Below are 15,684 nucleotides of genomic sequence, written 5' to 3'. Positions count from 1 at the left end.
AGCCTCGTAAAAACTGCAATTTGAAAGTCGTTATCGAGGGAAAAATAGCCATTATTGCTAATGCAAGAAATGTTCTAGCCCTTTATCAATAATAAAAAGGGCTAGAAGGCATCAATTTATTGAATAATACCGTTTACCATCGTATTAAGAGAGAGATTGCTAAGTGCTATATCTCTTGATGAAATAAGCTGATCATCAATAAATAACTCCGCTTTTATTGGGTTTAAATCACGCTCAATATTGATGTGGAATTTATTCATTAAATCTTTATTCGTTTGTTTTTCATCAAGCTGATATTTCTTTTTAGTTCCATCTGCTAATGTCACTGCAATATAAGGTTTGGTTTTATTAATCGTATGAGTGTCATACACCATGCCATAAGATCCTTCTAAAGCGGGGTAAATGTAACTCTTTAATTGATTATTGATATCATAAAAACCTACCAAGGTGAAAACGGGAACACCTTGTTTATAAGGTGTCTTACTGTAAGTATATTCAGAATGAGTCTCCCATGTGTTTCCATTTGAAATATAGTAAATTTTTGTATTTTCTTTGATTGTTTCAACCTGATCATTAACGTGTAGCGCTATACTGAGCTGAGAAGTACAATCGATTTCAATGACTTTATTGATATTTGTTACATCTGCTTTGGGTATATAAACATTTGGTGGGTAATGCGCGTTATAGCTATTGATTTTTATATGGTCATTGACGTTAAGTAAGTCTATTAGCTGAGTTTCGGTTACATCATGACCGTTCTGGATTTTTGCCTCAATGAATATATTCTTTAGGCTATGAGGAAGTAAAAAATCTTCCATTTTTTGTGTATCTGAATTCCATTTTTTATAACCTGTTGATGATTCTTTACTAAAGACCGCATTATTTTCGAAATACTGTTGAATAGCTTCTGAACTTGCAGGCGTGTGTAATGTATAGGCGTTATAATCTACATCATAGATTTCTCCGCCAGACATCGCATCTTTCGCCATAGAGTGTTGCATAAAGGGTTCTGCCGCCATTTCACCTTCTTTCTTCTCTTTTAAATAGGTTGTTTGGTTTCGTTGTGCCTTTTCAAAATTTGGAATAAAGAAGTTATTGTCTGCATCCCAGCCCCAAGTTGAATTAGGTTTATCGGCTGTCGCATGAACGCCACCATGGAATCCTTTAAAATAGTGGCTTATGTGGTAGTTATGACCAAGTTCATGGCTAAATTCATTATCTACTGATTTCGACAATGTGGCTTTTCCTGCACCGCCAGACCAGCCGTGTACTTGTAGGCCATTTTTATACCTACCACGTGAATGATGGAGAGTGATTTGTGAGGTAGGTAAAAAACGGTTTTCTTCTAGTGAGGAAGAGTTAACCCCATAATTTGCCAAGTTAATGCCATCGGAAATCAGGCCTTTACCGATTATTTCCCTCATATCACCTTTATGGCCTCCACCTTCATCCGTTGAACGTTCAATTAAATATTGCCCATTAGGAAAAACAATTTCTTTTAAATAGACAGGGGCATAACTAGATACAATCATACGATTGACAGGAATTTGTTGATAGTATTGACGCTGAAGCTCAGGGTCTGTTTGAAACGCGAATTGATTTTTGTTTGGCGTTAACATTCCAATATCAATTGTATGCAATAAGAGCTCACTAGCAGCTCCAACTTTAATATCCGATAAAGTACCTTTCTGATTTTTGTAATTAAATTCAAGCTCAATGCCGGGTTTAATAATGTGTCTAGGGAGAGAAATAGACCAACCATTTTTGATATATTTTATCTCTTCAGTTAACTCATTGATCAGTGGCTCATCTTTAGAAGTGCGCCAAAAGCCGTTTTCATCACAAACAAACAACTGATTTTCATTCGTTTTTATGGTTAATTTTTTATCGCCATAAAAAACATGACTACTATAATCCGCCTCAGAAGAGAAATAGATTTTTTTATTTTTAAATTTAACGTTGTTTTCTAATGTAAAATGTCTTGCCCAATTTGCATTGCGTGTTGCGATATGAATTGTATCATTATTTTCGATAATTTTATTAAAATAATCAATATCTCTGGATAGGGTTAGTAATTCTTTATTGGTGTTAATCTTTAAAGCAAATGAATTGGGAATATCATAATAGCTGTTTTCTTGGGTATTGGATTGAGTCTCTGCGATGGACCAAATACCATTTTGGTCACTGACAAAAAGAAGACTATCATTAGTGACGATGCTGACTTTATTATCCCCGTAAACAACATCACTATTATAATGTGCCTTAGACGTGAACAGTATTTTTTTATTGGCATATTGACGACCATTAGGAATAATAAAGTCTTTTGCCCAATGACAATTTTTGGTCGTTATTTTGATAGCATCATTTTCACTGATAATTTGATGAAATAGCTTTGTATCATTGGATATTTTGTTAATATCGGCATTAGTACTAAACTCAGTGTCAAAAGAGTCTGGGATTTGATTTTTATGTTGATGTAACGCTTGTTTTAAATGTTGATTGAGTCTAGCCTCATCGCGGCTATACCAATTCCCAGAAGCATCACTTACCATAACAAAGGATTGTTGGTGTTCTCGTGAAATTGATTTATTTTTGTATTTTATATTAAGTTTAGCATTATCATCTAATTTAAATATAATTTTTTTATTAACATGATTTTTTAATGCATTCAAATTAATGTTTGATGTTGAATTGCCAATATCTAGTTGTATAATATTGTTTTCACTTATGATTTTATTAAAGTAACTTTTATCTGTCATGACTTTTTCAAGCATGTCGGATGAATTAATGTATAAATCACTTGCCTCGGGTATATTAAAATCACTAGGTGTTAAATGGGTAAAGCTGTATTTTTTCCCTGCAATATTGGGGAGTTGAGACGGTGATAATAAATGAGTTGAATATATTTCTTCTTTTTTATCATTGTAGACTTTTACTTCAATATTTTCATTCTGCTTAATGGTTTCATGAGGTTTGAAAATAATAAGCGTTTTACGATCAGGAACAAGGTGAGGGTGTATATCACCGTCTATCCGGTTAACGGCAGGAATAATACTATTTTGAGCATAAAATACGTTCCCTTTAAGGTCGCCGGCGGTATCACTCGGGTAATTATTTTGATTAAAATAAAAAACCTTACCTAATTTTTCTCTATAATCAGATAGTAATGCATTATAGCGTCTATCTTCATTTTTATTTTCAAGGGCTAATTTTCTATTATGCAAGGCCACCTCTAAGTGATGAGAAATTGAGGTGTTTTCATTCAGGAATTGCCATATATCATAGAGTGATAGGGTGTTACTGTGTAATGGATCAGAGGCTCCAGTGATAGTTGAATTATTTATATTTTCATTAAATGAATTTGTGACCGGAATAATATTGTTTTGCTGGTTCTGACATACACATATCGTGCAAATTAACATATAAGTTCCTTTTAAGTGATTAATACTTTACTAATGAGTCCATCCTATTAACTAACGTTAATCATATATAAAAAAATAAAAATGATAAGAGAATAATTTTATAGTTAATCTTAAACTGCTACTTAATTATTCATTAAATAAGTAGCAATAAAATAGGGATTATCAGTGACTGCTTACCTATTGATTAGATTAAAAATAATCAATAAACACATTAAATGAAACAAATATTTCATTTTTATTGTAAGAAAATATAGGTGAAATGTCATGAAAAATTCAGCGATATACTGTCAACTACTGCTGCCATAGCGGGAATAATCTGTGATCCTCTTAACACTATTTTATGACTTTTGGCTTAATTTCGTTATCAACGCTACAAAAATAAAATTTTCATATAATAAAAATTGGAATGTATATTTCATTGATGTATACCTATGTTATCGCCATGTTAATAATTGGTGAAATTTAAACGCATCTCTATTCATAATCAGTGGAAGGGCAAAATGAAAAATATCATGAAATTAACCGCGCTGGTTGCTGTACTTGGCTTGTCATCGCATGCGATGGCAAAAAATGAACAAATCGTATTTAGTCCACCAACACTGGCAAGCCCATTTGAAGTGCATATGCAAAAATCGGCGGTGAAAGTGGCCAAGGAACTGGATGTGAATATTCAAGTCTTGGATGGACAAGGTAGCTCACCTAAACAAGTTGCGGACATCGAAAACGCCATCACGCGTGGCGCACAAGGTTTCATTGTTTCACCCAATGATGTTAATGCTATCGCTGATGCCGTCGTTGAAATTCAAAATGCAGGCCTACCCGTTGTGACTCTGGACCGAAATATTAATGCTGAAAAACCTGTACCGCATTTTGGTGCCAATAATTATAAAGGCGGTTATGCCATCGCAGAGTATGTTAAGCAGCAGTTTCCTAATGGTGCTGATTTAATCTTAATTACAGGCCAACCAGGCTCCTCTTCTAACATTGAACGGACAAAAGGTATCCGCGACAGCTTAAAGGCAGGGGGAAGTAAATACCATTTAGTTGCAGATCAAAATGGTAATTGGATGAGAGCAGAAGGTATGAGGATCACAGAGAGCTTATTACCATCCTTACCCAAAAAACCGGATGTCATTCTCTCTGCTAATGATGATATGGCACTCGGCGCGATTGAAGCATTAAGTGCACAAGGATTTAAACCGGGTGAAGTGCTAGTGACAGGTTTTGATGCAAGTCCAGAAGCGCTTAGCCGTATCAAAGAGGGCTGGATGGCAGTAACGGCCGATCAGCGGGCAGGGTATGCAGTGAAAATGGCGATGGAACAATTGGTGAATAATATTCGCGATAAGCAAGAAATTACGGGGGCGGATTACCAACCGACCATTATTAGCAAAGATAACCTTGAACAAGCTGAACGTATTGGTGAATTGAAATAGTTACTTAGCATTATTCGGGGCTCTACGAGCCCTGTTTTCCTGAAAAGGAGTTTTTATGTCAGAGCCATTACTTAAAATTACTAATCTTGCCAAAAGCTTTTCAGGGATCTGGGCATTAAGCCAAGCACAGATGACTGTGATGCCAGGAGAGGTACATGCTTTATTGGGTGAAAATGGCGCAGGTAAATCGACCTTCCTCAAAGCATTAGCAGGGGCTCAACCGCAAACCAGTGGCGATATTTGGTTTAATGGTGAAATGCTGTCAGCCGTAGACTCTCCAATAGATCGTCAACAAAAGGGCATTATCACGATTTATCAGGAGTTTAATCTCCTTCCCAATATGACAGTAGCTGAAAACATGTTTCTCGGACGTGAAGCGCTTAAAATGCATTGGATGGTGAATGAAAAGGTGTTGAATCAAGAAGCTAAAGCGATTCTTGATTACCTTCAATTAGCGATTTCGCCAACGACTCAAGTCGCACGGTTAAGTGTGGCTCAACAGCAGATGATTGAAATTGCTCGAGCGTTAACCCTTAACGCTAAGCTTATCGTGATGGATGAGCCGTCTGCTGCACTAAGTGATACAGAAGTCGAAAGTTTACATCGTGTTGTCAGAGAATTGAAGAATCGAGGCGTAAGTGTCATCTATGTTACACACCGCCTACATGAGGTGTTTCAAATCTGCGATAAATTTACCGTGTTTCAAGATGGTCGCTATACGGGTTCAGGTAATGTGGCAGAAACAACCGTCCAAGAAATTATCCGTATGATGGTAGGCCGTAACGTTATTTTTGAACGTCGACCAGCGAGTGAAACCTATCATCGTGATAAGCCTATTCGTCTATCGATAAGGCACTTATCTAAAGCTAAGCCTCCACTCGACCCGCACGGTATTGCGCTTCATGATATTAGTTTTGATGTGCATGAAGGTGAGATTCTTGGCATTGCAGGATTAATGGGGGCTGGCAGAACTGAGATTGCACGTTGTTTGTTTGGGGCGGATAAATACACCACTGGGACGTTTTTTCTCGATGGAGAACCATATCACCCAACAACGCCAATGAATGCGTTAGACAAGGGAATTGCCCTTGTTCCTGAAGACCGCAAAAAAGAAGGTGCGGCATTGGGGCTGTCGATTCGCTATAACCTTTCGCTTTCCGCCTTATCCCATCTATTAAAAATGGGATGGATAGTGGATACCAATAAAGAAAACGCCTTGATAGACAGTTATCAGCAAGCACTACAAATAAAAATGGCCAGTAAAGAGCAAGAAGTGCGTAAATTATCGGGCGGAAATCAACAAAAAGTGATTCTTGCACGTTGTATGGCAATGGATCCAAAAGTATTAATTGTGGATGAGCCAACCCGGGGAATTGATGTTGGTACCAAATCAGAAGTGCATCAGGTCATTTTTGAAATGGCTAAAAAGGGGGTTGCAGTTATCGTTATTTCGTCTGATTTACCTGAAGTTATGGCTATTTCAGATAGGATCATCACATTAAGTGAAGGGCGATTAACTGGAGAAATGACGGGTGATGATGCGACAGAAGAAAAATTAATGACGATGATGGCGATTTGTCATCAAAATTTATCAGCAGAAGCTGCCGTATAAGAGAGGTTAATATGTTGCAACAACAATCTTCTACGGCAGTTAGCCGTAAAAAAATAGATTTTATTGCATTTTTCGAACGTTTTGGCGTATTGATTTTCATGGTACTGCTGGTGCTCTTTTTTCAAACACAAAACAGTAATTTTCTCACTGAACGTAATATTACTAACATACTCACTGAAGTCTCTATCTATGGAATCATGGCTGTTGGTATGACACTCGTCATTCTGACAGCAGGTATTGATTTATCGGTGGGATCGATATTGGCTGTTTGTGCAATGACAGCGGCATTCGTGATTAAAGGTGACAATTTAGTTGGCTTAGATCCGAATGCATGGGGGGGAATGAGTTGGTTAGTGGGATTAGCTATCTGCCTAGCGGTAGGAACGGGCATTGGTTTTTTACACGGTCTCGGTATCACTCGATTAAATATCCCTCCTTTTATCGTGACATTAGGCGGAATGACAATTTGGCGCGGTTTAACGTTAGTGATTAATGATGGCGCACCAATATCAGGTTTTGATGCCGGCTATCGTTGGTGGGGAAGAGGAGAATTATTAGGGATATCGGTGCCTATTTGGATTTTTGCGTTAGTGGCATTAATCGGTTATTTGGCTCTGCATAAAAGTCGTTGGGGACGTTTTGTTTATGCCGTGGGTAGCAACCAAGAAGCCGCACGATTGGCTGGAGTGAATGTAAAACGCGTTCTCGTGAGTGTTTACGTGGTCATTGGTTGTTTAGCTGGTCTGGCGGGGTTTGTATTAAGTGCTCGTTTAGGGAGTGCTGAAGCAGTGGCAGGTATGACGTTTGAGCTGCGTGTGATCGCCTCGGTCGTGATTGGAGGGACATCATTAATGGGAGGATATGGGCGTATAGGCGGGACAATAATTGGCTCAATCATCATGGGAATATTAATTAATGGTCTAGTTTTAATGAATGTCTCAGCGTATTACCAGCAGATCATTACAGGTTTAATTATTATTTTAGCTGTTGCTTTTGATACTTATGCGAAAAATCGCCGAGGGGCGAGTTAAATAATTAACTAATGATGATAGTACAAACACCTTTTTAAATGAATAAAAAGGTGTTTTTTTATCATAAAATAAAGTTAACCTTATAAATTAGTTTATTTTCAATTTGTGAATGTCGTTATGTTTTATTTTATGATTAGCACTTAGTGAGGTTTTAAGTATATATTTTTTCTCTCTCACATAATCACATCATGAAACTAATTAGTTTAATTTCATTCACTTATGTTTTATTGCTGCTATAATACTATCGTTATTTTAGCTTTTCCTATGGAAAGAAAGAAATAACACCATGTGGTCAACACTGACTATGTTTTTGATATTCAGCATATCGCTGAATTTAAATGTTGTAGTTAAGGAGTCGATAATGGTAAGTAATAATACAGCACGTCGCTTATTAGGAATGCCTTATAAATTGAGTCGTTCTAAAAAAAATATGCGTGTTTCCATCATTGCAAAAGAAAATGCAACTCAACAACTGCCTACTGAGTTACAAAATAAATCAGTAGTTGCTGCATTAAGTAATAAAGCGACAGAGAAAAAAACATATCATTCAACGACAGTATTCTATCCAGAATATGTTATTAGTTAATTGAATGGATGTTAACCCTCTGGCATCGCTAGGGGGTTAAAGAACAAAAAAATAATCATTTTGATATGCTGATTTACTAATAGTATACCTGCCTTATTTCCCCCAACATATTGATTGTGAGATGAATATTCAGTTTTAACGTGATTTAACGAGTCAACATGTGATGTGGTAAGCGTTTCTACATCACGAATAACATCGAATATTAAGATATTTCCGATGAAAAAATAGCAGAACTTGGTTACATTAAATTAGCTCATAAATATAAAAATTAACTAGGTATCTCTATTGATAAACTTCAAATATTTGTTCTGCTATTTTTGTCTTATTATTGTGACAGGCTGTTCAACCGGATTTAAAAAAGATGAAGAAAGTAATCGGCTAAAGTTTAGCATTCAGCAGCCGAACACCATACCGATTAAAGAGTCGGTAGAAGTGCTGGCCGTCTCTGATATGTTACCTGGTGATATTTTATTATCTTCAGCAACAGGACTGAATTCATGGGGGATCCGACTATTCAGTATTAGCGGTGTTAGCCATGCATCAATCTATTTAGGCGCTGGTGAAGTCGCTGAATCAGTAGGGAGTGGGGTGAGGATTATCTCTCTCGACCAAGCAATTGCGGATTCAAATAATATGGTCGTTTTACGGCAAGCAGGTTTAACCTCTATTCATGCGGATAAACTTCGCGAATTCTCAATGCAAAATGATGGTAGCAAGTATAACTATAAAGGTATTGTGATGATTGCCCCTTGGATGCTCACTAAACGTGTTTGTGAACTTCCCTTTATTGGCCAAACAATACGTAATTTTTGTTTAAAAACGCTTGCGACAGTACAACTAGGTGATGATGTTGATCAAGCGAATGGTTTCTTTTGTTCGCAGTTTGTCCTAGACGCATATAAATATGCGGGGCTGCCTTTGTTTGAAGGTAATTCTGCATGGATAACGCCAGCAGATATTCTGCATATGCGAACAGGAGATGTTCCAACCTTTGTGCCAACTCAGCGCTTAAGTTACGTTGGACATTTAAAATCATGGAGCTTTTCCAGCGCAATTAGTCGGAAATAATGCAGGACGTCAAACGGAGTATTGGCAATATTTATTGAAAAAAAAGGCCAACTCAGAGAAGTTGGCCTGCTAAAACTGGAAGCAATGTGAGCAATGTCGTTTACGAAAACTTGAGTAAATTACTCAGGTATTCGTTAGGTAAAAGATAACCATTCTCATTTAATAAATCAACCCCTTTTTTATGTGTTAGCATGATTTTATTTTCTTACGCATTAATCAGTCTTAAAAAAAACTGAAATTTCAAGTTGTTACCTTTTGATGTTTTTATGCGATAGGCTTTAAATTCTAAGAAAACAATGGGTTTATAAAGAAATTATTCGTTATACTCAGCGGAATGCATTTGTGAAACCTCATATACAGGTTATGGTTTAATGAGAAAACTACGTGTCGGCATTGTTGGTTTGGGGGCTATTGCACAGAAAGCCTATTTACCTGTGCTCAGTAAAACTGAGAATTGGCAACTTATGGGGGCTTTTTCGCCTAACCAAGCGAAAGCGAAAATCGTTTGTGATAGTTATCGTATTCCGTTGTATTCAGGCATAAAATCACTAGCAGCAGACTGCGATGCGGTTTTTGTTCATAGTAGTACCTCAAGTCATTTTAGTGTGATCCACAGTTTGCTATCGGCGGGTGTGCATGTTTATGTCGATAAGCCACTCGCTGAAACCCTGACTCAATCAGAACAGCTTATTCATTTAGCATATAAACAAAAACGCTCGCTGATGGTTGGCTTCAATCGACGTTTTTCACCTTTTTATCAGCAGCTAAAACAACAACTTAATCAGGTCTCTTCGATACGGATGGAAAAGCACCGTAGTGATAGTGTTGGCCCTAACGATGTGCGTTTCACTTTGCTTGATGATTATTTGCATGTAGTGGACACCGCTATTTGGCTGGCGGGAGGCCATGCGTCGTTAGTAAGTGGTAGTATTAGTACGACAGCGAATCGAGAGTTATTTTACGCTGAGCATCATCTTAATGCTAATCAATGCTGGATAACGACATCAATGCATCGTCGTGCAGGAAGTCAACAAGAGCAAGTCTCGGCCATCTGTGATGGTAGTGTTTATCAAGTGACAAATATGAATCATTGGGTCAGCGAAAATCAACAAGGTGTGATACAAAAACAGCCTTCTAATTGGGACTCGATATTAGTGCAGCGTGGCTTTGATGGCGCGATCCGTCACTTTATTGAGGCAGTAAGCCATAATACGCCACCGGATATTAGTGGAGAGCAAGCCATATATGCGCAACAAATGATTGAAAAAATGTGGTCTATGGCTGAGTCGAATTTGAGATAAGCGGAAGGGATTAACCGCAAACAGTTATATGATAATTGCGCTATAAAAATTATTCCGTTTAGGTTTTTCAGCGCATGATGTTGGAGAAGGACGTTATTACTCAATTCTTGGATCCTAAAAATACATTCGTTGGATTAACAATCACACGATGGCTAAAAGAATAATCGTTAATCATTTGTAGCGGTAGATCTCATTTATCTTGTTGTTTTAGAGACATTCTTGAGTATTCGATTATAATTTTACCGTTAACTTAAATTTTATTTTCTATCAGGAGGGGTATATGTATAAAACGATTCTGGTTCCTATAGATCTCACCGAAGATGAACTAACAAGTAAAGCTGTTCGTCATGCGGTTAATTTAGCCAAACAATCAGGTGCAAAAATTCACTTGATTCATGTATTGCCAATTTCTTCTGCGATTATTAATGCATACGCGCTGGGTTATATGGAAATAAAAGACCGAGCAACGGTTAAAGCAGAAGAAGATATGAAAATGTTAATGGACTCCATTGATTTACCTATTGCCGATGTCAGCTATACCATTACGTTTGGCTCACCTCGTGATGAAGTCATTAATACAGCGAAAGATATTAATGCAGATATTATTGTCATCGGTTCGCGCCGTCCTAATATATCCACTCACCTCTTAGGTTCAACAGCCGCAGGAATTGTTCGTTACGCAGAAACTTCTGTATTGGTTGTCCGTTAATATTGACCGTGAGCCTATGCTAATGCTTAGGCTCACGGAATTGTTCACTAGGCTTTCTTTTTATTTTATTCATCGTTAAATGATGATTTACGATTAGATTCGTATTTTACTGTTATTCACCTAATGCATTGAATGTTATAGTTCAACCTGATTATTGTTATTTCTATCGGGATGGTAAACGTATTTATGGAAAAGTTTTCTCAAGAAGTGCTGAGAATTGAGCATTTCGTATTAAGGGTATTACGATTCTATTTTATATCATTACTGGTTTTTTTCCTTGGGCTATTACCGGGTATTCTTGGTTTTTATGTTATTGAAGGGCATTCGTTAATGGAGTCGATGCTTAACGCATTATCGATGTTAAGTGGTCAATCAATAGAACCAGCGCCAATAACTCAAGGTGGACGATTTTTTATTGCTATTTATGGCTTATTTTTACAGAGTGTGTTCATTATCAGTATTGGTTTAATTGTCACGCCTTTTTTACACCGTATTTTGCATAAATGGCATTTAGAAGATAACTAGTGTCTTGATAAAATTGTGAACTCGATTTTACAAATAGTCTGGTAGCTCACGGCAGTTTGATTTTATTAATACTATACTTTTAGTGAACAAAAATGATAAGCATCCAACAGTGTCTCCTTGTTATCAGAACTTAGTCATAAATGGTTTAAGTGACTGATAACAAAAATATAAATAATTAATGGGGGTATCGCATGTATAGTAAAATTTTGGTTCCTGTAGATATTTCTGAGGATATTCTGACAGATAAGGCATTAAAACATGCAATTTATTTGGCAAAAGTGTCAGGAGCAAAAATACATCTTTTTCACTCAGTTCCCGATGTATCAAGATTTTCGATGAGCTATAGCTATCATTATGATCTTTTATCTTCATTCGCCAAAAAAGCGGTTGAACGCTCAGAAGAGCAGTTAAAAGAAATTATCGCTAAGATCGATTATCCGCATGAAGACATCTCTTATAAAGTGGCTTTTGGATCGCCGCGCGATAAAGTACTCGCGGAAGCAGAAGAAATTGGCGCTGACTTAATTGTTATTGGCTCACGTAACCCTAGTATTTCAACACATTTATTAGGCTCAAATGCTTCAGGTATTGTTTCTTATGCGACAATCTCTGTGTTAGTCGTGAGATAATATTATTAAGGGTAAGACCAGTATGATACTGGTCTTACCCAAGTTAAGTTAATGTAATGGCATATTGAGAGATAATATATTGTTACGTTAACTCGAAGGGCATTTATCCCCATATAAGTGAAGTGCTATGGGTATAAAAATAAAACGATTATTTACCTTCTACGGCTTCTTTCGCTTTTTTGATTGCTTCAATACCTTGTTGACAAGCTTGTTCTTGAGCTTCTTCAGGGTAATCAGCAAGTGCTTTTTTGGCATCTTCTAATTGCTGTTTCATTTCAGAAATTCTTTCTTTCACATTAGGATCACTTTTGTACTGCTCTTCCGCCTGTTTAACAAGCGTATTCATTTCTTGAAAATAAGTATCACAATTTTTTCCTGCATTCGCGCTAAATGCAGTTAATGCCGTCAATATCCCGAAAACAACTGGAAGTAATTTTTTCATAATTTATTCGCTTTTTTGATGTAACAATAAGCCGAGAATAGCATCCCATATTCAAAAAGACACCTCCTCCATCAATCAATATTTTCAGCAGAAGGTGTTTTTTAAGCATATTAGGAATAATCTGTAATATTGGCATTATCAAGATAGCATAAATTGCATAAATATTAATGAGAATCATTATTGACTCACTGAACTTTAAAAGTGTACAGTTAAGTACACTTTTAGTCATGAAGGAAATAAGGTATGCAGAATAAAATAGTGATTGATACGACGGAATGGCCTGTTTGTGTCATAAAATCATTCCCTGAAACAGTGGATGAGACTCGTTTATGGCTAGAGGAGATGGATCTCTTATTAGCAAAAAGAATGCAATTTGCGTTAGTTTATCCACCCGTTAAACAGAAAAAAGGGAAAGCTTCAGATGAGCATATCGCCGCGATGAAATATGTCCGCCGTTGGTTAAAACATGCGAGAGAACCCATGTTAGAACATTGCCGAGCCATGATTGTGACATTACAACCTGATGCAAGTGATAAAGAAGATATGGAACAAATGGCGCCGTTACTTTCTGCTTTATATGGACCTGAAGTATTGATTGAAAATGACACCGCCGCAGCAAAACGACGTGCTACGGCATTGGTCGCATAATGACAGGTTATTGGCTAATTTTTCGAATATAACTGGCGATGATATCTACGGAAAGCGTAATTTGCTTGGAGATAAATTCATCGCTAGGTTTAAAGTTAGAGACACAGAAAGTTTTAATAAAAACATCGGCTTTTAACATTTCTAAGAATCGAGATGAGATGCTTAATAATGTTTGTTCATCGACTTTGACTTCAGGTAGGCTGAGCAGCTTTTCAGTTAATAGCCGATAGCTACGAACAGGGCCCTGTTCGAAAAAAGCATGGCTAATTTCAGGGAAACGATTATATTCTCCGAGGATTAACCGATATAAACCAATAGATTGTGGCTTGATCACATTTAATAAAAAGCGAGCGCCATAAAAAGATAAAATGGATTCAATAGTCTGTTTGGTCGGTGTGCTGTCATCATCATCGGTGAAAATATCATCAATCATAGACTCAATAACGGCAGCAAATAATCCTTCTTTATCTCCGAAGTTTTTATATAAAGTCGACCGAGAACCTCCCGCACGCTCAATTATCATATCAAGCGTTGTTCCTTCAAACCCATATTGAATAAAAATATCAGAGGCTGCACTGATTAATGCTTTATTACGGCGCTGTCCTTTAGGGGTTTTGGCAGGAAATGGGCTATTCATGCAATGTTTATCCTAGAATTATGATTTTTTACGATTAATTTTAACTATTCTTAACACGAAAGACGCAGCTAGTGCTGACTAATCATGCTTTAACCTGAAAGAGATCATGATTCAGGCTATTATTTCTCTTTATGATATTGTCAAAGATTATCATGTTTAAATAATTATCTGAATAATGGCGCTGTATTCGAGGGGAAGGGGAATGAAAGGATATGCAAGTGATGAGTGGCAGGGGGAGCATGCCGTATCTGAGATGCAAAGAGAAATCACACGATTGTGTATGCAGTGTGGCCTGCTATTGCTTCAGCATGGTGCCGAAAGCATGTTGGTCGAACAGTTAACAACTCGTTTAGGTATCGCTCTAGGCGCAGATCAAGTTGATAGTGCTATTTCTTCAAATTCATTGGTTTTGACAACCATCATTAACGACCATTGTTTAACTTCTACTCGACGTATTATTGACCGTGGAATTAATATGCATGTCGTCACGGAAGTACAGCATGCCGTGATATTAGTTGAGCATCATTTACTCGATCGTAAACATCTACAGAAAAAGTTATCTTCTATAAAACCGCTACGCTATCCACGTTGGATAATGGTTTTAATGGTGGCACTATCTTGCGCCTGTTTTAGTAAATTAAACGGTGGGGGATGGGATGGTTCACTAGTGACCTTTATTGCGAGTGGCTGCGCCATGTATATTCGGCAGGTACTCACTTCTCGACAAATGAATCCATTAATTAATTTTTGTATTACTGCTTTTATCGCCACTTCCGTGTCAGGCTTATTACTTAAAATGTCTTATTTTGCACCGACGGCAAGTATTTCTATGGCAGCAAGCGTATTGTTATTAGTACCTGGTTTTCCATTAATTAATGCGGTAGCAGATATGTTTAAAGGACATGTTAATACCGGACTCGCTCGATGGACGATGGCCAGTTTATTGACGCTTGCGACCTGTATAGGTGTTGTTATTGCAATGGCTGTGTGGAATTTAAGGGAATGGGCATGAGTTTTTTATTCGCACTCTTAGAAGATATGTTGCTTGCGGCAATTCCAGCGGTTGGCTTTGCAATGGTATTTAATGTGCCGGTTAAGGCATTAAAATATTGTGCCTTGCTTGGGGCTATTGGCCATGGTTCCCGTATGACCATGATGACGTTAGGTCTCAATATTGAATGGGCAAGTTTTATTGCTGCTATTCTTGTTGGGGCGATTGGGATCCAATGGTCAAGAACGTGGCTTGCACACCCTAAAGTATTTACTGTGGCAGCAGTTATTCCCATGTTTCCTGGCATTAGTGCTTATACAGCCATGATCTCTGTTGTAAAGATTTCTCATTTAGGCTACACCCCCGAATTATTTGAAACATTAGTCACTAACTTTTTAAGAGCTTCATTTATTGTTGGCGCTCTATCAATCGGATTATCCCTTCCTGGTTTATGGTTATATCGTAAGCGCCCGAGTGTATAACATTGAATAGAAACCTTTGGCAAATATAATATTGCTGAAGGATTCTATTATCTTCGTTTTTATAAAAATATTGCAATTGATAAAATAGATGTTAAAGCTATTTAATTAGCTTTTATTATTAAATATTCGATTAATTAATAGACAGACACTACCGACGATTAAGAT

15 protein-coding genes are annotated in these 15,684 nt (G+C 37.1%); 12 read left to right on the top strand and 3 right to left on the bottom strand.

Annotated features, from left to right (window positions below; all coding sequences use genetic code 11):
* Positions 1-116: 116 nt before the first annotated feature.
* Positions 117-3,422: a M66 family metalloprotease gene (locus M1F03_RS10900; protein ID WP_318839929.1), complete on the bottom strand. Its 3,306-nt coding sequence runs from the start codon at positions 3,420-3,422 to the stop codon at positions 117-119.
* A gap of 512 nt (positions 3,423-3,934) precedes the next feature.
* Between M1F03_RS10900 and M1F03_RS10895 the strand changes: the two genes are divergently transcribed.
* From M1F03_RS10895 to M1F03_RS10855, 9 genes are all read left to right on the top strand, one after another.
* Entirely contained in the window at positions 3,935-4,858 is a 924-nt protein-coding gene (locus M1F03_RS10895) for a substrate-binding domain-containing protein (protein WP_375097497.1), read from the top strand.
* 55 nt (positions 4,859-4,913) lie between these two features.
* Positions 4,914-6,470 carry a sugar ABC transporter ATP-binding protein gene (locus M1F03_RS10890; protein WP_154622583.1) on the top strand — a complete coding sequence of 519 codons (1,557 nt, stop codon included), beginning with the start codon at positions 4,914-4,916 and terminating at the stop codon, positions 6,468-6,470.
* 11 nt (positions 6,471-6,481) lie between these two features.
* Positions 6,482-7,501 (top strand): ABC transporter permease, encoded by a 1,020-nt coding sequence (locus M1F03_RS10885; RefSeq protein ID WP_154622582.1) that lies wholly within the window; start codon positions 6,482-6,484, stop codon positions 7,499-7,501.
* 361 nt (positions 7,502-7,862) lie between these two features.
* Positions 7,863-8,087, top strand: a complete 225-nt coding sequence (gene sra, locus M1F03_RS10880) for a stationary-phase-induced ribosome-associated protein (RefSeq protein WP_269723179.1) — start codon at positions 7,863-7,865, stop codon at positions 8,085-8,087.
* A gap of 285 nt (positions 8,088-8,372) precedes the next feature.
* Positions 8,373-9,155, top strand: a complete 783-nt coding sequence (locus M1F03_RS10875; RefSeq protein WP_154622118.1) for a YaeF family permuted papain-like enzyme — start codon at positions 8,373-8,375, stop codon at positions 9,153-9,155.
* Between the two features lie 371 nt (positions 9,156-9,526).
* On the top strand, positions 9,527-10,456 hold the full coding sequence (locus tag M1F03_RS10870) for a Gfo/Idh/MocA family protein (protein ID WP_251464300.1): 930 nt from the start codon (positions 9,527-9,529) through the stop codon (positions 10,454-10,456).
* 280 nt (positions 10,457-10,736) lie between these two features.
* Positions 10,737-11,165, top strand: coding sequence for a universal stress protein (locus M1F03_RS10865; protein WP_154622120.1), 429 nt, complete (start codon positions 10,737-10,739; stop codon positions 11,163-11,165).
* Between the two features lie 186 nt (positions 11,166-11,351).
* On the top strand, positions 11,352-11,690 hold the full coding sequence (locus tag M1F03_RS10860) for a hypothetical protein (protein ID WP_154622121.1): 339 nt from the start codon (positions 11,352-11,354) through the stop codon (positions 11,688-11,690).
* 191 nt (positions 11,691-11,881) lie between these two features.
* A complete protein-coding gene (locus M1F03_RS10855; protein WP_154622122.1) occupies positions 11,882-12,319 on the top strand; it encodes a universal stress protein in 438 nt (145 codons plus the stop codon).
* A 148-nt stretch (positions 12,320-12,467) separates the two neighbouring features.
* Here the strand turns inward: M1F03_RS10855 and M1F03_RS10850 are convergent, their stop codons facing one another.
* Complete coding sequence (locus M1F03_RS10850) at positions 12,468-12,761, bottom strand: DUF5339 domain-containing protein (RefSeq protein ID WP_154622123.1); 294 nt, start codon at positions 12,759-12,761, stop codon at positions 12,468-12,470.
* A 243-nt stretch (positions 12,762-13,004) separates the two neighbouring features.
* Between M1F03_RS10850 and M1F03_RS10845 the strand changes: the two genes are divergently transcribed.
* Entirely contained in the window at positions 13,005-13,409 is a 405-nt protein-coding gene (locus M1F03_RS10845) for a hypothetical protein (RefSeq protein ID WP_154622124.1), read from the top strand.
* Between the two features lie 7 nt (positions 13,410-13,416).
* On the opposite strand, the gene M1F03_RS10840 is transcribed toward M1F03_RS10845, so the two are convergent.
* On the bottom strand, positions 13,417-14,046 hold the full coding sequence (locus M1F03_RS10840; RefSeq protein ID WP_154622125.1) for a TetR/AcrR family transcriptional regulator: 630 nt from the start codon (positions 14,044-14,046) through the stop codon (positions 13,417-13,419).
* Between the two features lie 202 nt (positions 14,047-14,248).
* Between M1F03_RS10840 and M1F03_RS10835 the strand changes: the two genes are divergently transcribed.
* Complete coding sequence (locus M1F03_RS10835; protein ID WP_163861951.1) at positions 14,249-15,058, top strand: threonine/serine ThrE exporter family protein; 810 nt, start codon at positions 14,249-14,251, stop codon at positions 15,056-15,058.
* On the top strand, positions 15,049-15,519 hold the full coding sequence (locus M1F03_RS10830) for a threonine/serine exporter (protein WP_163861948.1): 471 nt from the start codon (positions 15,049-15,051) through the stop codon (positions 15,517-15,519). Before M1F03_RS10835 ends, M1F03_RS10830 begins: the two co-directional genes overlap by 10 nt.
* Positions 15,520-15,684: the final 165 nt, after the last annotated feature.

Source organism: Providencia sp. PROV080, assembly GCF_033688105.1.
In the GTDB taxonomy this organism is placed as follows: Bacteria; Pseudomonadota; Gammaproteobacteria; order Enterobacterales; family Enterobacteriaceae; genus Providencia; species Providencia zhejiangensis.
The sequence above is the reverse complement of the archived record's forward strand: the minus strand, read 5'-3'. Positions and strand labels throughout refer to the sequence as shown.

Coding starts and splice junctions, on each gene's coding strand:
- M1F03_RS10900 (WP_318839929.1), bottom strand. CDS start 3,422: ATGTTAATTTGCACGATATGTGTATGTCAGAACCAGCAAAACAATATT.
- M1F03_RS10895 (WP_375097497.1), top strand. CDS start 3,935: ATGAAATTAACCGCGCTGGTTGCTGTACTTGGCTTGTCATCGCATGCG.
- M1F03_RS10890 (WP_154622583.1), top strand. CDS start 4,914: ATGTCAGAGCCATTACTTAAAATTACTAATCTTGCCAAAAGCTTTTCA.
- M1F03_RS10885 (WP_154622582.1), top strand. CDS start 6,482: ATGTTGCAACAACAATCTTCTACGGCAGTTAGCCGTAAAAAAATAGAT.
- sra (WP_269723179.1), top strand. CDS start 7,863: ATGGTAAGTAATAATACAGCACGTCGCTTATTAGGAATGCCTTATAAA.
- M1F03_RS10870 (WP_251464300.1), top strand. CDS start 9,527: ATGAGAAAACTACGTGTCGGCATTGTTGGTTTGGGGGCTATTGCACAG.
- M1F03_RS10865 (WP_154622120.1), top strand. CDS start 10,737: ATGTATAAAACGATTCTGGTTCCTATAGATCTCACCGAAGATGAACTA.
- M1F03_RS10860 (WP_154622121.1), top strand. CDS start 11,352: ATGGAAAAGTTTTCTCAAGAAGTGCTGAGAATTGAGCATTTCGTATTA.
- M1F03_RS10855 (WP_154622122.1), top strand. CDS start 11,882: ATGTATAGTAAAATTTTGGTTCCTGTAGATATTTCTGAGGATATTCTG.
- M1F03_RS10850 (WP_154622123.1), bottom strand. CDS start 12,761: ATGAAAAAATTACTTCCAGTTGTTTTCGGGATATTGACGGCATTAACT.
- M1F03_RS10845 (WP_154622124.1), top strand. CDS start 13,005: ATGCAGAATAAAATAGTGATTGATACGACGGAATGGCCTGTTTGTGTC.
- M1F03_RS10840 (WP_154622125.1), bottom strand. CDS start 14,046: ATGAATAGCCCATTTCCTGCCAAAACCCCTAAAGGACAGCGCCGTAAT.
- M1F03_RS10835 (WP_163861951.1), top strand. CDS start 14,249: ATGAAAGGATATGCAAGTGATGAGTGGCAGGGGGAGCATGCCGTATCT.
- M1F03_RS10830 (WP_163861948.1), top strand. CDS start 15,049: ATGGGCATGAGTTTTTTATTCGCACTCTTAGAAGATATGTTGCTTGCG.